This is a genomic window from Rhodococcus sp. NPDC047139 (assembly GCF_040643435.1).
GTDB lineage: Bacteria > Actinomycetota > Actinomycetes > Mycobacteriales > Mycobacteriaceae > Rhodococcus.
This window is the reverse complement of the sequence record NZ_JBEYUH010000007.1, coordinates 202,652-221,870: the sequence shown is the minus strand read 5'-3', so window position 1 is coordinate 221,870 and position 19,219 is coordinate 202,652. Positions and strand designations below refer to the sequence as shown.

At 66.3% G+C, this 19,219-nt stretch carries 13 protein-coding genes; 2 read left to right on the top strand and 11 right to left on the bottom strand.

The genetic code is table 11. From position 1 onward, the window contains the following. Positions 1 to 125: 125 nt before the first annotated feature. Positions 126 to 938 (top strand): acyl-ACP thioesterase domain-containing protein, encoded by an 813-nt coding sequence (locus ABZ789_RS11910; protein ID WP_358423733.1) that lies wholly within the window; start codon positions 126 to 128, stop codon positions 936 to 938. Continuing rightward, on the top strand, positions 935 to 1,426 hold the full coding sequence (locus ABZ789_RS11905; RefSeq protein WP_358423730.1) for a histidine phosphatase family protein: 492 nt from the start codon (positions 935 to 937) through the stop codon (positions 1,424 to 1,426). The genes ABZ789_RS11910 and ABZ789_RS11905 overlap by 4 nt, the downstream gene beginning before the upstream one ends. A 134-nt stretch (positions 1,427 to 1,560) precedes the next feature. Here the strand turns inward: ABZ789_RS11905 and ABZ789_RS11900 are convergent, their stop codons facing one another. The 11 genes from ABZ789_RS11900 to ABZ789_RS11850 all read right to left on the bottom strand — a co-directional run bounded on the left by ABZ789_RS11900 (position 1,561) and on the right by ABZ789_RS11850 (position 19,216). Next, positions 1,561 to 5,532 carry a DNA-directed RNA polymerase subunit beta' gene (locus ABZ789_RS11900; RefSeq protein WP_358423727.1) on the bottom strand — a complete coding sequence of 1,324 codons (3,972 nt, stop codon included), beginning with the start codon at positions 5,530 to 5,532 and terminating at the stop codon, positions 1,561 to 1,563. A 113-nt stretch (positions 5,533 to 5,645) separates the two neighbouring features. Beyond that, positions 5,646 to 9,152 carry a DNA-directed RNA polymerase subunit beta gene (locus ABZ789_RS11895; protein ID WP_358423724.1) on the bottom strand — a complete coding sequence of 1,169 codons (3,507 nt, stop codon included), beginning with the start codon at positions 9,150 to 9,152 and terminating at the stop codon, positions 5,646 to 5,648. A 401-nt stretch (positions 9,153 to 9,553) separates the two neighbouring features. Then, positions 9,554 to 10,270, bottom strand: coding sequence for a hypothetical protein (locus ABZ789_RS11890; RefSeq protein WP_358423721.1), 717 nt, complete (start codon positions 10,268 to 10,270; stop codon positions 9,554 to 9,556). A gap of 118 nt (positions 10,271 to 10,388) precedes the next feature. Further along, positions 10,389 to 10,958: a hypothetical protein gene (locus ABZ789_RS11885; RefSeq protein ID WP_358423916.1), complete on the bottom strand. Its 570-nt coding sequence runs from the start codon at positions 10,956 to 10,958 to the stop codon at positions 10,389 to 10,391. Positions 10,959 to 11,098: 140 nt separating this feature from the next. Beyond that, a complete protein-coding gene (locus ABZ789_RS11880) occupies positions 11,099 to 12,346 on the bottom strand; it encodes an MlaD family protein (RefSeq protein WP_358423717.1) in 1,248 nt (415 codons plus the stop codon). Further along, entirely contained in the window at positions 12,343 to 13,668 is a 1,326-nt protein-coding gene (locus ABZ789_RS11875) for an MCE family protein (RefSeq protein WP_358423714.1), read from the bottom strand. The genes ABZ789_RS11880 and ABZ789_RS11875 overlap by 4 nt, the downstream gene beginning before the upstream one ends. Continuing rightward, the gene (locus ABZ789_RS11870) at positions 13,665 to 14,915 is read right to left on the bottom strand and encodes an MCE family protein (protein ID WP_358423711.1); all 1,251 of its coding nucleotides are present in this window, start codon (positions 14,913 to 14,915) and stop codon (positions 13,665 to 13,667) included. Before ABZ789_RS11870 ends, ABZ789_RS11875 begins: the two co-directional genes overlap by 4 nt. Continuing rightward, complete coding sequence (locus ABZ789_RS11865) at positions 14,915 to 15,913, bottom strand: MCE family protein (protein ID WP_358423708.1); 999 nt, start codon at positions 15,911 to 15,913, stop codon at positions 14,915 to 14,917. The genes ABZ789_RS11870 and ABZ789_RS11865 overlap by 1 nt, the downstream gene beginning before the upstream one ends. Beyond that, positions 15,910 to 16,989: an MCE family protein gene (locus ABZ789_RS11860; protein ID WP_358423705.1), complete on the bottom strand. Its 1,080-nt coding sequence runs from the start codon at positions 16,987 to 16,989 to the stop codon at positions 15,910 to 15,912. Before ABZ789_RS11860 ends, ABZ789_RS11865 begins: the two co-directional genes overlap by 4 nt. Next, complete coding sequence (locus tag ABZ789_RS11855) at positions 16,986 to 18,359, bottom strand: MCE family protein (RefSeq protein WP_358423702.1); 1,374 nt, start codon at positions 18,357 to 18,359, stop codon at positions 16,986 to 16,988. Before ABZ789_RS11855 ends, ABZ789_RS11860 begins: the two co-directional genes overlap by 4 nt. Continuing rightward, positions 18,356 to 19,216, bottom strand: a complete 861-nt coding sequence (locus ABZ789_RS11850) for an ABC transporter permease (RefSeq protein WP_358423699.1) — start codon at positions 19,214 to 19,216, stop codon at positions 18,356 to 18,358. Before ABZ789_RS11850 ends, ABZ789_RS11855 begins: the two co-directional genes overlap by 4 nt. Between the last annotated feature and the right edge of the window lie 3 nt (positions 19,217 to 19,219).

Genomic DNA, 19,219 nt, shown 5'->3' with positions numbered 1-19,219 from the left:
GTTCATGTAACAGTCCGTAACAGTTAATACGACTCTAGCGTCAACCTTCCCCGGTTCGCAAGAGAACCTGCGACCGCGTGCGGAAGCTGCGAGAATCGCACGATCCGATCCGAAGCGGGGGACTCATGGCCACGCCGACGCCGACAACCGATCAGCCCTGGACCCGGCCGTTGACGGCACTACCCGACGGCGCGAACCCCTACTCGACGGTGCGCACCGTCCGCACGGGCGATGTCGACACCGGGAAGCGACTCCGACTCGACGGCGTCGCCCGCTATCTCCAGGACATCGGTACCGACAACCTCATCGCAGTGGGCGCGAACGACTCCGACCCTTTGTGGATCGTCCGGCGCACCGTCGTCGACGTCCATCGCCCGGCCGAATACGGCCGAAACCTCCGCCTTCGACGTTGGTGCGACGCCCTGTCGACGCGCTGGGCGAATGTCCGTGTTCGACTGGACGATCCGGACGACGATCCCCGAGGGCCCCTTATCGAGACGGCGGCGTTCTGGATCGACATCGGGCCGACGACCGGTGCCCCGACCCGGATCAGCGACGGACTGTTCGCACACATGTCCCGCTACGCACAGGACACACGTCTCAAGTGGAAGGCCTGGTTGCCCGGCCGCGCACCGGACGAGGTGGACGACGAGCGCGTTTTCCCCTTGCGCGCCACCGACTTCGATCCGTTCGGGCACGTGAACAATGCCGTCTACTGGCACGGCCTCGAAGAGGTCCTCGCCCTGCAACCCGGCCTCTCGGCCGCACCCTGTCGCGCCGTGATCGAGCACCTGCGCCCCACCGCCGCCGGCGAGACCATCACCCTCAGGACCAGCCTGCGCGAGGACGGAATGACGGTGTGGTTCACCGTCGAGGATCACAGTCGTGCAGTCGCGTGGATCGCCCGGAATCCGGACGCTCTACGGTGGACCCCATGACCCGTACCCTGATCTTGCTGCGCCACGGCAAGTCCGCGTACCCGGACGACGTGGACGATCACGACCGGCCCCTCTCCCCCCGCGGACGCCGCGAAGCCGGACTCGCCGGCCGCTGGATCCGGGCGAATCTGCCCGATGTCGACGCCGTGCTGTGTTCCACGGCCACGCGGGCGCGCAAGACACTGACCGAGGCCGCGGTCGAGGCACCGGTGAAGCATCTCGAAAGTCTGTATCACGCGAACCCGAAGACGCTGATCGCCGAGATCCGGGGAGTTTCCGACGACGTGCACACCCTGCTGGTGGTCGGACACGAGCCGACGCTGTCGGCCACCGTGCTCGGATTGATCACCGACCACAGCACCGATGCCGCCCATCAGGTGGCCGAGAAGTTCCCCACCTCCGCCCTCGCGGTTCTGACCGTGAGGGGCTCGTGGGCCGAATTATCCCATGGCGCCGCAGAACTCGTGGACTTCCATATCGCGAGGTAACCCGCCGAGACGCATCGATGCCGATCTCGACGGCACACCGGGCCCACCGCGAGATGCTCCCTCCCGGGAAATGACGAAGGCCCCGCCCCCGAAGAGAAGAGGGCGGGACCTTCATCGCCTACTACGGCAGCGAACTACCGGTAGTCGTTGGAGTAACCGTAATCGTCCAGCGGTACCGCAGCGCCGGTGTTCTGGCCGAAGCCGTCCGGCGAGTAGTACTGGTCGTCGTACGCCGGGATGGCGTACGCGGCTGCGCGGGCCTCCTCGGTCGGCTGAACCTCGATGTTCCGGTACTTGTTGATGCCGGTACCGGCCGGGATCAGCTTGCCGATGATCACGTTCTCCTTGAGACCGATCAGCTTGTCCGAGCGGCAATTGATCGCCGCGTCGGTCAGCACGCGAGTGGTCTCCTGGAACGACGCCGCCGACAGCCACGAGTCGGTGGCCAGCGACGCCTTCGTGATGCCCATGAGGACCGGGCGACCGGCGGCCGGCTCGCCACCCTCCTGGACCACCCGGCGGTTCGCAGCCTCGAACTCGCTGCGCTCGACGAGCGAACCGGGCAGGAACTCCGTCGAGCCCGAATCGATGATCGTCACGCGACGCAGCATCTGGCGCACGATGACCTCGATGTGCTTGTCGTGGATCGACACGCCCTGGCTCCGGTAGACCTCCTGGACCTCGTGGACCAGGTGGACCTGAACCTGACGCGGGCCCATCACGCGCAGCACCTCGTGCGGATCGGCAGAGCCCTCGAGCAGCTGCTGACCGACCTCCACGTGGTCGCCGTCCGAGAGCACGCCCTCGGTGCCGTCGGCCTTGCGGATGACGTGCAGACGCTGACGCTTGGACAGCTTGTCGTACACGACCTCCTCGCCACCGTCGTCGGGAACGATCGTGATCTTGTAGAAGCGATCGTCGTCCTCGAGACGGATACGTCCGGAGACGTCGGCGATCGGGGCCTTGCCCTTGGGGACACGGGCCTCGAACAGCTCCTGGACACGCGGCAGACCACCGGTGATGTCCTCACCGACGCCACCCTGGTGGAAGGTACGCATCGTGAGCTGCGTACCGGGCTCACCGATCGACTGGGCGGCGACGATGCCGACGGCCTCGCCGATGTCGACGAGCTTGCCCGTCGCCATCGAACGGCCGTAGCAGGTCGCGCACACGCCGGTGCCGGTGTCGCAGGTCAGGACCGAACGGACCTTGACCTTCTGGATACCTGCCTCGAGCAGCGCTTCGATCGCCGGATCGCCGAGGTCGGAACCACGCTCGACGACGACGTTACCGTTCGCGTCGACCGCGTCCGTCGCCAGCGTCCGGGCGTAGGTGCTGGTCTCGATGTGAGCGTCGCGCACGAGCTCGCCGGTCGGCTGACCACTCGCGTCGCGAGCAGGCTCGGCGATGGTCATCTCGATGCCACGCGGCGTGCCGCAGTCGACCTCGCGGACGATGACGTCCTGCGAGACGTCCACCAGACGACGGGTCAGGTAACCCGAGTCGGCGGTACGCAGAGCGGTATCGGCCAGACCCTTACGCGCACCGTGCGTGTTGATGAAGTACTCGGCGACGGTCAGGCCCTCACGGAAGGAGGACTTGATCGGGCGGGGAATGAACTCGCCCTTCGGGTTCGTCACCAGACCCTTCATACCCGCCAGCGAGCGGATCTGGGTCATGTTGCCCGCAGCGCCGGACTTCACGATCGTGGGGATCGGGTTGTCGTCCGGGTAGTGCGCCTCCATGACCTGGCCGACCTCTTCGGTCGCTTCCTGCCACAGCTTCACGAGGGAGTCGCGACGCTCGTCCTCCGAGAGCTTGCCTCGGTCGTACTGCCGCTGGATAGCGTCGGCCTGCGTCTCGTACCGCTCGAGGATCTCCTTCTTCTCCGGCGGAACGAGGACGTCCGCCATCGAGATGGTGACACCCGAACGCGTAGCCCAGTAGAAGCCCGCGTCCTTGAGCTTGTCGACGGTCTGCGCGACAACGATCATCGGGTACCGCTCGGCCAGGTCGTTGATGATCGCGGCCTGGCGCTTCTTCGGCATGATGTCGTTGACGAACGGGTAGTTCGTCGGGAGCAGCTCGTTGAACATCACACGACCGAGGGTGGTGTGCGTGGTCCACGGCTGACCGAACTTCCAGCCCTCCGGGAACAGCTCGCTCTCGACATCGCGCGGCGGACGCTGCTGCGTCAGACGCACCTTGATCGGAGCCTGGACCGACAGCACGCCGCGGTCCACGGCCATGATGGCCTCGGCCGGCGACGAGTACACACCCTGCTCGGGCTCGTCGGCCGTCGCGGGCTTGTAGGCGCCGGGGGCATCCTCGACCAGACGGGTCAGGTGGAACAGTCCCGTCACCATGTCCAGACGCGGCATGGCGAGCGGACGGCCCGATGCCGGCGACAGGATGTTGTTCGACGACAGCATCAGGATCCGGGCCTCGGCCTGCGCTTCCGCCGACAGCGGAAGGTGCACGGCCATCTGGTCGCCGTCGAAGTCGGCGTTGAAGGCCTCACACACGAGCGGGTGCAGCTGGATGGCCTTGCCCTCGACGAGCTGCGGCTCGAACGCCTGGATACCGAGGCGGTGCAGCGTGGGTGCGCGGTTCAGCAGCACCGGGTGCTCGTTGATGACCTCTTCGAGGACGTCCCACACCTGCGGACGCTGACGCTCGACCATGCGCTTGGCGGACTTGATGTTCTGCGCGTGGTTGAGGTCGACGAGACGCTTCATGACGAACGGCTTGAACAGCTCGAGCGCCATCAGCTTCGGCAGGCCGCACTGGTGCAGCTTGAGCTGCGGACCGACGACGATGACCGAACGGCCCGAGTAGTCGACACGCTTACCGAGCAGGTTCTGACGGAAGCGACCCTGCTTGCCCTTGAGCAGATCGGACAGCGACTTGAGCGGGCGGTTACCGGGACCGGTGACCGGCCGGCCACGACGGCCGTTGTCGAACAGCGCGTCGACGGACTCCTGCAGCATCCGCTTCTCGTTGTTGACGATGATCTCGGGAGCACCGAGGTCGATCAGTCGCTTGAGACGGTTGTTGCGGTTGATGACGCGGCGGTACAGATCGTTGAGATCGGAGGTCGCGAAGCGGCCACCGTCGAGCTGCACCATCGGACGCAGCTCCGGCGGGATCACCGGAACAGCGTCGAGCACCATGCCCATCGGCGAGTTGCCGGACTGCTGGAACGCCGCCACGACCTTCAAGCGCTTGAGAGCACGGAGCTTCTTCTGGCCCTTGCCGCTGCGGATGGTCTCGCGCAGCGACTCGGCCTCGGCGTCGATGTCGAAGTTCTCGATGAGCTTCTGGATCGCCTCGGCACCCATGGCCCCGGTGAAGTACTCGCCGTAGCGGTCCTGGAGCTCGCGGTAGATCATCTCGTCGACGATCAGATCCTTCGGCTTCAGCTTCGTGAAGGTCGTCCAGATCTCGTCGAGACGGTCGAGCTCACGCTGCGCACGGTCGCGGAGCTGACGCATCTCGCGCTCGCCACCGTCCTTGACCTTGCGGCGGACGTCGGACTTGGCGCCCTCGGCCTCGAGCTCGGCGAGGTCGGCTTCGAGCTTCTGTGCCCGGGCCTCGAGGTCGGCGTCGCGCTGATCGGCGACCGCCTTCTTCTCGACCTCCATCTCGGCTTCGAGCGTGGAGAGCTCGTTGTGGCGCAGTTCGTCGTCGACCGACGTGATGACGTACGCGGCGAAGTAGATGATCTTCTCGAGATCCTTCGGCGCGAGGTCGAGCAGGTAGCCGAGGCGGCTCGGCACACCCTTGAAGTACCAGATGTGGGTCACCGGAGCGGCGAGCTCGATGTGGCCCATGCGCTCACGGCGAACCTTGGCGCGGGTCACCTCGACGCCGCAGCGCTCGCAGATGATGCCCTTGAAGCGGACACGCTTGTACTTGCCGCAGTAGCACTCCCAGTCCCGGGTGGGACCGAAGATCTTCTCGCAGAACAAGCCGTCCTTCTCGGGCTTGAGCGTGCGGTAGTTGATGGTCTCGGGCTTCTTGACCTCGCCGTACGACCAGTTACGAATGTCCTCGGCGGTGGCCAGGCCGATTCGGAGTTCATCGAAGAAGTTGACGTCGAGCACGTAACTTCCTTTCCCCTGTGCGGGTTGTATTGCTGCTAGTTGTCGCTATCGCTGCCGGGACCCGACGCGGTACGCCCGGTTGAATCCGGTTGCGTACCGCATCGGCTCGGCTCCTAGTTCGCGAGGTCGTCGACCGTGGCCGACTCGTTGCGGGAAAGGTTGATGCCCAGGTTGGCGGCCGCCCGCTCGAGGTCCTCGTCGTCGCCGTCGGCCATGGCGATGGCCGCGCCGTCGCTGGAGAGCACCTCGACGTTCAGGCACAGCGACTGGAGTTCCTTGAGGAGCACCTTGAACGACTCGGGGATACCGGGCTCGGGGATGTTCTCGCCCTTGACGATCGCCTCGTAGACCTTGACGCGGCCGACCACGTCGTCGGACTTGATCGTGAGCAGCTCCTGGAGCGTGTAGGCGGCACCGTAGGCCTGCATCGCCCAGCACTCCATCTCACCGAAGCGCTGGCCACCGAACTGGGCCTTACCACCGAGCGGCTGCTGCGTGATCATCGAGTACGGACCCGTCGAACGCGCGTGGATCTTGTCGTCGACGAGGTGGTGCAGCTTGATGATGTACATGTAGCCGACCGAGACCGGGTACGGGAACGGCTCGCCGGAACGGCCGTCGAACAGCGTCGCCTTGCCGTCGGGTCCGACCATGACCTCACCGTCGCGGTTCGGCAGCGTCGAGGACAGCAGACCCGTCAGCTCCTCCTCGCGGGCACCGTCGAACACCGGGGTGGCGATGTTGGTGTCGGGCTCGGCCGCGAGCATCTCCTCGGAGAGGTTCTGCGCCCAATCGGGACGGCTGCCGTCGTCGGCGACCTGGATCTTCCAGCCCGCCTTGCCGATCCAGCCCAGGTGCGTCTCGAGCACCTGACCGATGTTCATACGACGCGGAACGCCGTGGGTGTTCAGGATGATGTCGACCGGCGTGCCGTCGGGCAGGAACGGCATGTCCTCCTGCGGGAGGATCTTGCCGATGACGCCCTTGTTGCCGTGGCGGCCGGCGAGCTTGTCGCCGTCCTGGATCTTGCGCTTCTGCGCCACGTACACGCGGACGAGCTCGTTGACGCCCGGAGGCAGATCGTCGTCGTCCTCGCGCGAGAAGACGCGCACGCCGATGACCTTGCCGTTCTCACCGTGCGGCACCTTCAGCGAGGTGTCGCGAACCTCACGCGCCTTCTCGCCGAAGATGGCGCGGAGCAGACGCTCCTCGGGCGTCAGCTCGGTCTCGCCCTTCGGCGTGACCTTGCCGACGAGGATGTCGCCGTCGCGGACCTCGGCGCCGATGCGGACGATGCCGCGCTCGTCGAGGTCGGCGAGGACCTCGTCCGAGACGTTCGGAATGTCGCGGGTGATCTCCTCGGCACCGAGCTTGGTGTCGCGGGCGTCGATCTCGTGCTCCTCGATGTGGATCGAGGTGAGCACGTCCTCCTCCACGAGGCGCTGCGACAGGATGATCGCGTCCTCGTAGTTGTGGCCCTCCCACGGCATGATCGCCACGAGCAGGTTCTTGCCGAGCGCCATCTCACCGTTCTCGGTGCAAGGGCCGTCGGCGAGGACCTGGCCGGCCTCGACACGCTGACCCTCGTCCACGATCGGACGCTGGTTCGAGCAGGTGCCCTGGTTCGAACGATCGAACTTGCGCAGACGGTAGGTCTTGCGGGTTCCGTCGTCGGCCATCACGGTGATGAAGTCGGCGGAGACCTCTTCGATCACGCCGCTCTTCTCGGTGACGATGACGTCGCCGGCGTCGACGGCAGCACGAAGCTCCATGCCGGTACCGACGATCGGGGACTCGCTGCGCACCAGCGGCACGGCCTGACGCTGCATGTTCGCACCCATGAGGGCACGGTTGGCGTCGTCGTGCTCGAGGAACGGGATCATCGCGGTCGCGACCGAAACCATCTGGCGCGGCGAGACGTCCATGTACTCGACCTGGTCGGCACCGACGTACTCGATCTCGGCGCCCTTCTTACGGACGAGCACGCGCTCGTCCGCGAAGCGGCCGTCGGAACCGATCGGCGAGTTGGCCTGCGCGATGAGGTAGCGATCCTCCTCGTCTGCGGTCAGGTACTCGACCTCGTCGGTGACGACTCCGTCGACGACCTTGCGGTAGGGCGTCTCGATGAAGCCGAACGGATTGACCCGCGCGTACACCGACAGCGAGCCGATCAGGCCGATGTTCGGGCCTTCCGGGGTCTCGATCGGGCACATGCGGCCGTAGTGAGACGGGTGGACGTCGCGAACCTCGAGGCCGGCGCGCTCACGCGACAGGCCGCCGGGGCCCAGTGCCGACAGGCGGCGCTTGTGGGTCAGACCCGACAGCGGGTTGTTCTGGTCCATGAACTGCGACAGCTGGGAGGTTCCGAAGAACTCCTTGATCGCGGCGACGACCGGGCGGATGTTGATCAGGGTCTGCGGCGTGATCGCCTCGACGTCCTGGGTCGTCATACGCTCGCGAACCACGCGCTCCATGCGGGACAGGCCCACACGGATCTGGTTCTGGATGAGCTCACCCACCGTACGCAGGCGACGGTTTCCGAAGTGATCGATGTCGTCGACCTCGACGGGGACCTCGACGCCACCGGGGACCGTCATCTTGTTCTCGCCGGCGTGCAGTCGCACGAGGTACTCGATCGTGGCGACGATGTCTTCCTCGGTGAGGGTGGACGCCTCGATCGGCTGGCCCGTGTTCAGGCCGAGCTTCTTGTTGATCTTGTAGCGGCCCACGCGCGCCAGGTCGTAGCGCTTGTCCTTGAAGAAGAGGTTCTCCAGCAGGGTCTGCGCGCTCTCCTTGGTCGGCGGCTCACCCGGACGGAGCTTGCGGTAGATGTCGAGCAGCGCTTCGTCGGTGCCCGCGGTGTTGTCCTTCTCGAGCGTCGACATCATGATCTCGGAGAACCCGAAACGCTCGACGATCTGCTCGGTGGACCAACCGAGCGCCTTCAACAGCACGGTGACCGGCTGGCGACGCTTGCGGTCGATACGCACACCGACGGTGTCGCGCTTGTCGACGTCGAACTCGAGCCAGGCACCGCGACCCGGGATGACCTTGACGCTGTGCAGGTCCTTCTCGGTGCTCTTGTCGACGGTCTTGTCGAAGTACACGCCCGGCGAGCGCACGAGCTGGGACACCACGACACGCTCGGTGCCGTTGATGATGAAGGTGCCCTTGTCGGTCATCATCGGGAAGTCACCCATGAAGACCGTCTGGCTCTTGATCTCACCGGTGTTGTTGTTGATGAACTCGGCAGTGACGAACAGCGGAGCCGCGTACGTCATGTCCTTGTCCTTGCACTCCTCCACGGAGGCCTTGACCTCGTCGAACCGAGGATCGGAGAAGGAAAGGGACATCGAACCCGAGAAGTCTTCGATCGGCGAGAGCTCGTCGAGGATCTCCTCCAGGCCACCGACGACGTGGCCGTCGCCGCGCTCGGCAGCCTTCGCGCGCCAGCGCTCCGAGCCGATCAACCATTCGAACGAATCGGTCTGTAGATCGAGGAGCCCGGGAACTTCCAGGGGTTCGCGAATCTTCGCGAACGACACCCTCGTCGGGGCTCCGGGGATTCCGGCTACTGCCTTGGTCTGGCTAGAGACTGCCAAGATGCGTCCTTCCAGCACCTCACGCGGGCCGCTCCAACCGGTGCGACCGCCGCTGTACCTGCTTCTTCATGTGGGGCGTTTTCGCTGGTCGCAACCCGATTGCGAACCCCACCGACACAACGGGACGGTCTCGCCCGTACGGGCGAATTCCGACTCGACGATCAGAAGGTGAACAGGAGGCAGCCAGCGCAAAGAACTAACGTACACCTGAAGAGGCGAAATGTCCACAGGGGTGCCTGAAAGAAACCTGGCAAACGACCACGAGCGGCTCATGAGGAGGCCTCGGGTCGAACAGGCGTACCGATAGAGTGACCGCTCGCGTCGCCTTCGTCAAGACTGGACGTCCGGAAGAGTGGGCGCGTCGCACGCGCGGACCCCGCCGTCCGGGGCAATTGCGCCCCGTCGTCACCGATCGGCCGTCACTGGTCGCGAATCTCCGATACCAGCCATCGCCCGTCGGACTTCTCCATTCTCACCAGCAGTGGCGCAGCGGCACTCCCCTGCGCGATGCCGTCGCCGGTGGCGCTCACGTTGATGTAGGCGGCTACCTCGGCGCGCGTGTCGTCGAGCATCGTCGCGCCGATGTGCTCCACCATCACCTCGGTCACGGTGCGGGTGTCGACCGCGGCCTTCTTGGTCACCTCGGCCGTCGAATCGAATTCCTCGAGCCGCTCCGGGGTGAGCAGATCCCGGATCTGCGCGAAGTCCTCGTCGATGGTCTGGTAGTCGTAGCCGTGCATCGTCTCGATCGCGACCTTCGCGGCCTCGGTGACCTCCTGTGTGGCCGCGTTGTCGACCCAGGCGGCATTCGAGACCTCGGCACCGGGGCGGAAGGCGGCGACCACCGCGAACACAGCGAGCACCACCGCCACCGTGCCGACCGAGAGCACCGGGCGCCACCCACCGGAGGCATGCGGTACGTCGGTATCTCCCGGACGTCCGGGAGAGGTTTCCGGCTTCTTCGGTGTCCCGGTCTCGGCGGTGGGGCTCTGGCTCTCTCGCGCAGCCGTGCCGGTCGCCGGCTTCTCCAGGCTCACCTCGGCGGGTGGTGTCTGCGTGGGGGGAGCGTCCGCCGGTTCGGAAGGTGTGACCGGCCGGTCCGGTGCGGTCGAGCGCTCGTCCTGGGCAGGTGTCACCCGGGGCGGGCGGGACGATCCCGCGACCTTCGGCCGTCGGCGCGGGGGTCCGCTCGGGCCGGATTTCCGTCGCTGTTGCGGGGGCACTACACGTTCTCCTTCGTCGACTCGCCGAACATCACGGACCGGCCTCTCCCTCGGGTGCGGTCTCCGCTCCGGGAGCAGGGGCACCGGGCGCGGGCGCCGGCGGCGGTGCACCGGCTACCGGGCCCGACTCCATCTCGACGGAGGCGAGCGGTTCGATGGTCTCTGCCTTCCACACGTCGCCGTCCTTGCGCAACGACACGAGTACCGGCACCTTGTTGGTCGCGAAGAGCTCGGGAGTCTCCGTCCGCACCGCAAGCACCACGAGGGCCTTGGCCACTTCGTCGTCGGTGTTGAGCTCGGTGAGCGTTCCGAACAGAGCCTCGGCCGACATGCTCGTGCCGGTCTCGGCGACCCGGGCCCGGATGTCCTCCTCGGTCGCTTCCAGATCGTTGCGCAGCGCGTCGCCGGTGATCGACGATCGCATGTTCTCGATGGACAGGTCGACATTCTCCGCGTCGACGCTGTTCAGGTTGACGGCTGCCTGCACGGCTCCGGACAATGCGGCATCGCGCGCCTCCGCAGCGGCGCGATCCACCAGGAGCGCGCGCCCCCAGCCGTAACCGAACCACACCGCCGCCGCGAGAGCGATGACAGCGAGCACCGAGACCACGATGAAAGCGGTCCTGCGTGCCGTGCCCGTCACCCGCACACCCGCCCGCGACTCGTCGCCGGCGGATGTGGACGGGATGGACGGAGCGTCGGAGGATCTTGGTGCACTCACTCCACAAACCTACTTACTGCTCACTTCGGGGTGACTCCGAGCAACGGCGCGAGCTGCGTCGCGATCGGATTCAGGTTGAGCCTGTCGGGGTCCTTCTTCGGCTTGAAATCCCAGGGTTGAATCGTATTGGGGTCGGCGAAGACGATGCGGTTCGCGCTCCGCACGCCGGTGACACTGCCCTGCGGAACCTCGCACGAGACGTTCGTGTCGTAGGGGAAGTCCTGCTGGGTGTCGTCGAAGTCCGGATTCTCCGCGCGCAGACGAGCCAGGAGTTCCTGCGTTCCTTCGTACCCGATGGTGCACGACGGCGGATTGTTGGTCTCGAGCACGATGCCCTGCCGCACCGCGCCGTCGCCCGGCGCGACCGTACTCGCGCTACCCGCGACGGCAGGCAGGAAGGCCAGCAGCGGCTGCAGAGCGATCGCCTGCGGCGCAGCCGTCTCCGCCAACGCCGCGAGATTGGTCAGATCGGTCGTCAGACCCGGCCCGGAACCCTCGATGAGTTGCGAGAGCTGGTCGCCGGCATCGGTGCCGGTCTCGATCAGGCGGCGCAGATCGGGGTCGCTGTCGCGGAGCTGTGCGGTCACCAGGTCCAGATCCGAGCTGAACTGCTGGATCGCCGACGCCTGCTCCGACTGCGTGTCGAGGACCGTGAGGCTGTCCCGGATGAGAGTGACCGTCTGCGGCAGGCTCTCCGCCCCCTTCCGGCTGAGACCGGAGAGCGCGTCGACGAGCACCTGCAGGTCGTCGCCCCGCCCGTCGAACGCCGCCCCGAGTTCGGTGACGACGGTGCGCAGCGGCTCTAGCGGAACCGAATACACGAGGTCGTTCGTGCTCACCAGCAGCTCTTCGACCGGTGTGGGCAGATCTTCCTCGGTGCCCTCGATGACGGATCCCTCTTCGAGGTAGGGGCCCTCGTCGTTCGGGGGCTGCAGGTCGACGTACTGTTCACCGATCGCCGACCGGTTCGCCACCACGGGCGTGGCCGACGCGGGGATCCGAGGTCCGCCGTTGTCCAGACGCAGCTCGACGTTGATGCCGTCGTCGGTGAGGCTGAGCGAACCGACCCGCCCCACGGGCACGCCGCGGTAGGTGACCTCGGCGTTCGGGAAGATGCCGCCGGCGGTCGGGAACCGGCTGTTGACGGTGTACTGACCGAACCCCAGCAGGTTGTCGAGGCGCACGTACTGCGCGCCGACGAACACTATGCCGAACAGCGCGATGATCACGAAAAGCGCGAGTTGCACTTTCACCAGGCGCGATCTCACTGTCCACCCCCGAGTCCGAGCCGATTCAGCAATCCTTCCAGCGGCCCCGGTGGCGGAGCCGGTTCACCTTCGGTGCTCCTGTCCGCGCCTGCATCGGTGACGCCCGGAATCTCGATCCCGTCGGGCAGCACGCCGTCGGGCAGTGTGAGCCCTTCCGGCAGGCGCGGGGCAGGCAGCACCGGCAGCAGCGACACGGTGGGCCAACCGGGTGCGGGCCCGTTCCCGCCGTAGTACGGATTGGACGGGTCGACCAGAGGTTTCGGATTTCCGAACCGCGGCTCGCGGTAGACCGGCTCACCCTGGCCCACGCCGAGCGCGGCCAGCGCATCACCGATCTGCAGGTCGACCACGAGGAAGAGGTTCACCGAGTTGCCCAGCGCGATCTTCTCCACACCGTCCGGGAAGGGCACGGTGGGCACGAAGGCGAGTGCCTCGACGAGGTCGTCGCCCGACGCTGCCAACTGCTGAAGGGTCGGACGCAGTGCGAGCAGATCCGCGATCAGGTCTTCCTTGGACTGGTCGAGAATGTCCACGCCCGTGCTGCCGAGCCGGTCGAGCTGGGCCAGCAGCTGCGTCAGCTCCGGCCTCTGCTGCTCGAGTACCTCCGTCGCGACCGGCAGTTCGTCGAGTATCCCGGCGATCTTCTCGTTCTGCTCGGCGACCCGCACCGTCAGCTGATCGAGGCCGTCGAGTGCCCGGGTGATGTCGTCGCGTTGCTGTTCGAGGCCGGTGATGAGTGCCTCGGCTTGCTCGATGAGACTGCGCGTGGTGTCCTCGCGCCCGTCGAAGGCCGTCGACAACTCTCTGACGATCGGCGCGAGCTGACCGACCCCGCCACCGTTGAGCAGCAGCGACAGCGCGCCGAGCACCGGTTCGAGTTCGGTGGCGTGCCGCGTACGTTCGAGCGGGATGACGTCACCGTCGGCGAGCCGTCCGGTCGGAGGCTCGTCCTCGGGAGGGGTGAGCTGGACGAACTTCTCGCCGAGCAGGCTCGACTGCTCGACGGTCGCGAACGCGTTCGCCGGTAGATCCACCGTCGAATCGAGCACGATCCCGACGTCCGCGGTCCAGCCGAAGTCCGATGCCACCGAGATGGATTCGACGCGCCCCACCGGCACACCGTCCACCTTCACACTCGACTGCGGAACCAGGTCGAGCACGTCCTCGAACTGAATGGACAGACGGATCGGGTTGCTACCCACGTCGGCGCCACCGGGCAGCGGGATGTCGGACAGACCGCCGCAGCCCGTGATCGTCACCGCGACCACGCACGCGCCCGCGCCGAACGCACCTGCGCGACTCGCCCTCTTCGCGCCGCTCACCGATCTCCTCCCTGGATGTCCAACCGAGGCGAGACCACTCCGGGCACCGTGCCCGGGGTGACCTGCCGCTGGATGTTCTCGCCGCTGAGGACGCCGAACGGCAGGATCAGATCCGGGGACCTCTGGTCCTCGGTGATCTGCGTCGCGATGTCGCGGCAACGGTCGATCAGGGGCTGCATCTGCCGGCCGAGTTGCTCGAAACGTGGGTCGCCCGGAACGAGATTCCCCAGGTCGATGAGCTTGCACACCGTTCCCGCGGGATCCTGCAGGTCGGGCAGAACGAGCCGCGACGCGAGCACCCCGGCTTCGGCGTCGTAGGAGTTGACGAGATTGCTCACGGCGAGCGGCAGCAGGGTCAGCGAATCCACGAGTTCCTGGCGACGATTCGCCAATGTCTCGGTGATCGGCACCAGCGCGTCGACGTTGTCCTTCACGGCCGCCTGATTGTCGCGGACGAACGTCGCGACGTCGCCGAGGGTGACCGACAGGGTGTTCAGAGCCTCTCCGAGATTCTGCCGCTCCCCCGCCAGGAAGCCCGACAGATCGGCGAGCTGCGCGTTGAACTGCCGAACCTGCTCGTCGTTGGCCGCGAGCGCACTGACGAAGACCTGCAGGTTCTCGATCGTGCCGTAGAGATCGTCACGGGACTGGTCGAGTGTGCGTGCGGCCGCCGACAGGTTCTCGATGCTCTGGCCGAGTGCCTCACCGTTTCCGGCGAGGTTCTGGGCTCCGACCTCCACGAAGTCGGTCAGCGCACCCTCACGGTTGGCGCCGTTCGGACCGAGCGCGCGCGACAGCTCGTCGATGCTCGCGTAGAGCTGGTCGACCTCCACGGGGGTGGCGGTGCGATCGCGTTCGATCACCGCGCCGCTGCTCATCTTGTCGCCCCCGCTGTAGGCCGGGGTGAGCTGCACGTACCGGTCGGCGACCACCGAAGGCGTGATCTGCACGGCCCGGGCGTCTGCCGGGATGTCGATGCTCCGATTCACCCTCAGGCCGACCTTCACGAGATCGCCCTGAGGTTCGACGGACGTCACCGTCCCGACCTCGACACCCAGCACTCGGACGTCGGAGCCTTCGTAGATCCCGACGGCTTTGTCGAAATAGGCGGTGATCTCGGTGGTGCCCAGACGGGTGAACAACCACCACCCCACCCCGGCCAGTGCCACCGCACCCGCCACGACGGCCGCGATCAGCGCGATGCGCCCGCGATTGCTGCGGGACTCCCCGTTTTCGGAGTGTGCCATCAGTTGCCCCCTTCCAGGCGGCGCCCGGGCTCGCGGTATCCGGGGATCTCCGGCAGACCCGGCGGGGTGAGGTTCACGATGACCTGGTCGAACCACCGGCCGTTACCGACGACGTTGGTGTAGACGCGGACGAAGGGCTCGTACAGTTCCATGGCCCGATCGAGGTTGTCGTTGTTCTCCTGGAGGATGTCGACGACACCGCGCAGCTGCTGCAGAGCGGGACCGATGGTCTCCCGGTTCTCCTCGACGAGCCCCGTGAGTTCGGCCGACAACCGTTTGGTGCCGTCGAGCAACTGGGAGATCGCCTGCTGCCGGTTGTTGAGTTCGGCGACGAGCAGGGCACCGTCGGAGAGCAACCGGTTGAACTCGGCATTGCGGTCGGCGAGCACCTTCGAGACGTTGCCGGTCGCGTCGAGAAGCTTCTTCAGCTCCTGATCTCGGCTCGAGATCGTCTCGGACAGGCGGCTGACGCCGTCGAGCGAGGCCCGGATGTCGTCGGGCGTCTCCGAGAACGCCTCCGACAGGGTCTCGAAGCCCGTCGCGAGCTGTTCGGTGTCGATCTCGCCGATGGTCGTGGCCGCCGACGAGAACGCCTCGATCACGTCGTACGGCGCCACGGTCCGGTCGAGGGGGATCCGATCGTCCGGGTCGAGCACCTCCGAACCCCGCGGGTCGAGCGCAAGGTATTTCTGCCCGAGGATGGTCTTGATCTGGATGGAGGCAGAGGTGTCGTCGCCCACCCAGGCGTCCTGGACCTTGAACGAGACGATCACCCGGTCTCCCTCGAGGTCGACTCCGGTGACCTTTCCGACCTTCACACCGGCGATCCGCACCTCATTGGTGGGCTTGAGACCCGCGGCCTCGCTGAACTCGGCCTTGTAGGTCGCGCCCGCCCCGATGATGGGCAGTTCGTCGAGGAAGAAGGCGGACAGTGTCCCCAGCAGCACCACGACGATGCCCAGAGCACCGGCGGCCGCCGGACTACGACGTTTGCTCATCGTCCCTGCAACTCCTGCATCCCGTCCTGCGAGCAACGCTTCGCCGCATTCGTATAGATGGGTTGGTTCACGGTGGGCAGCCCCGTCGGCAGGTTCAGGTACGGAACCGAACCGGGACCTGCGACGACGTCGATGCCGCACAGATAGAACTGGAACCACGAACCGTAGCTGGCCACGCGCCCGAGCTTGTCGAGCTTGACCGGCAGGGTCTCGAGGACCCGGTCGACCTCGTCGCGGTTCGCGTTGAGATTCGAGGTCACCTGTTCGAGAGCCGTGATGGACTGCGCGATCGACGGACGGGTCGGTTCGAGCACGTCGGAGACGGCGTCGGTCAGCCCGGCCAGCGACTGCACGGCCGATCCGACCGTGGCCCGGTCGGCCGACAGCCCGCTGACCAGGGCCTGCGTGTTGACCAGCAGCGAATCGAGCTGCGCGTCGCGCTGGTCGATCGTGGCGAGGACGGTGTTGAGGTTGTCGATCACCGCACCGATCACCCGGTCCTTGTCGGCGATGGTGTTCGTCAGCGACGCGGTGCTGCGGACCAGATCGTCGATCGTGCCGGCCTCGCCCTGGAACACCTGGATGATCTGGAACGAGAGCTTGTTGACGTCGTCGGCGCTCAGGGTCTGGAACAGCGGCCGGAAGCCGTCGAAGAGCGTCGTGAGGTTCACCGCCGGTTTCGTGCGTTCGATCGGGATCGTGTCCCCTTCCGTGATCCTCTCGCCCTGCGGCCCTTCTCCCTGACCGAGGGCGATGTACCGCTGGCCGACGAGATTGCGGAACCGGATGGTCGCGGTGGCACCCGCCGGGAGCCAGTCGCGCTCCTCGAGTGAGAAGGTCACCCGCGCCTGCCGCTCGTCGAAGACGGAAATGTCCTCGACCTGCCCCACTCGCACCCCCGCGATGCGGATGTCGTCACCGGGGTTGAGCGAGGTGACGTCGGAGAAGATCGCATGGAATTTCGTTCCCCCTCCACCGCCGACACTCGCGATGGTCGCGGCGAGGACACCTGTCGCGACGACGGTGACGACGGCGAAGACGACGAGTTTGATCAGTGGTGCTGCCAGGCCTCTCACTGGAAGCTCACCTCCGTCCCGCGAATCGCCGGAGCGCCGAGCCGGGTGGTCCAGGACGGAACGTCCTCGGGTTCGACACCGGTGGCCTGTCCGTAGATCACGTCGAGCGTGTCCTGTTCCAGACGCGACCCCGCATAGGAGACGGGAGTCGCTCCGGCGTTCGGGGTGCCGATGATCTCGCCGACCGAGTCGGGCACGCCGGATCCTTCCGGAGCAGGGAAGAACTCGATGTTCTCCGGGCCGGGGTTACGCGACGGGATCTGATACGAGCCATCGTTCACCGAACCGCCGGGATACTGCGGGAACTTCCGGCCGGGGGCGGTGACGTCGTCGTAGCAGGCCGGCCCGCGATCGTCGAGAAGCCGGGGTTCGTCCTGATTCGGCAGATAGCGGCCCTTTGGATTGGTGAACTGGACGTTCGCACGCACCCCCGGGAACGGGTCGTCCACGGCGAGCAGGTCGGTCGCGGCCGGCTTCGCGTCGGCGAAGCCCTTCAGCGCACAGGGGAAAGACGGCGAGTACCGCGCGAGCAGTTGCAGGGCCTCCTTCGAGTCCGCCGACAGCCTGATGATCGAACGGGAGTTCTGCTCGAGGAAATCCGCCGTCTGCGACGACGCCGCGGTCGCACTGGCGAGCAGCGTGCGGATCTGGTTCTGCTGTTCGACGATCGTCCCACCGGTGGTGCGCAGGTTGTTCAACGCCTCGACAAGATCCGGTGCGGCCTCGGAGTAGGTCTGGGAGAAGTCTGCGAGTCCACGCAGGTCCTCCTGCAGCGTGGGCAGTTCGACGTTCACCTCGCGGAAGATCCGTTCGAGATCGTCGACCGTCCGTCCCAGCTTCTCGCCGCGTCCGCTCAGTCCCTGTGCCAGGGCACCGAGCGTGTTGGCGAGATCCTGCGGTGGAATCGCCTCGAGGAGCGGGAGCAACCCGTCGAGCACGTCGCCGAGTTCGACGGTGCGTTCGCTGGTGTCCTGCACCAGGACGTCGCCGTCGGCGACTGGGCGACCCGGATCGTCGGGAAGGATCAGCGAGACGTATCGCTCGCCGAACAGGGTCTTCGGCAGCAACTGAGCGGTAGCGTTCACCGGAATCTGGGCGGCCTTGTCGGGGTGGAGGGCGAGATGTGCCGTGACCTCTCCGCCTTCGGCGCTCGTTCCGCGCACTTCACCGACGAGCACACCGCGCGCCTTGACGTCGGCGTTGAGCGGGAGTGCGTTGCCGATGCTGTCGGTACGGAGATCGACCTTGACCACCTTGGTGAAGGTCTTGTTGTACATCGCGATCGAGACGTACAGGAACAACGCCAGCACCACGAAGAAGATCAGTCCGAGGGTGCGGCGACGCAGCGGAGACGGGGTCGTATCGCTCATCCGGCCACCCTCACCGTGGTCGTCGTGCCCCAGATCGCGAGGCTGAGGAAGAAGTCGAGGATCGCGATCGTGACGATCGCGGTGCGCACCGCACGACCCACTGCCACACCCACACCGGCCGGTCCGCCGCTGGCATGGAAGCCGTAGTAGCAGTGGATGAGGATCACAACGAACGCGAAGACCAGCACCTTCGCGAACGAGTACAGGACATCCTCGGGTGGCAGGAACAGATAGAAATAGTGGTCGTACGAGCCGCTCGACTGGCCGTTGAACAAGGTGCTGATCGTGCGTGTCGCGAGGTAGGCAGCGAGAAGCCCGATGATGTACAGCGGGATCACGGCGACGAATCCGGCGATCATCCGTGAGGTGACCAGGAACGGCAACGACGGCACGGCCATCACCTCGAGAGCGTCGATCTCCTCGCTGATCCTCATGGCGCCCAACTGTGCCGTGAAGCCGCAGCCCACCGTCGCCGACAGCGCGAGGGCCGCGACGATGGGGGCCAGTTCACGGGTGTTGACATAGGCCGACAGGAAGCCGGTGAGCACCGACGAACCGAGCTGCTCGAGCGCGGCGTAACCCTGCAGTCCCACCACGACGCCGGTGAAGCCGGACATCATCGCGATGACGCCGATCGTGCCGCCGATCACGGCGAGCGCACCACTGCCGAAGGTGACCTCGGCGAGCAACCGCAGGACTTCCTTGCGGTAGTGGGTGAGGGTTCTCGGTGTCCACGCCACGGCCCGCGCGTAGAAGGACATCTGGTCGCCCGCGCGGTCGAGCACGTCGAGCGGTGCGCGCACCGCTCGGCGACCCCGGAGAAGGACGAGATCTCCGCGGCCTCTGGAGACTGTCATCTG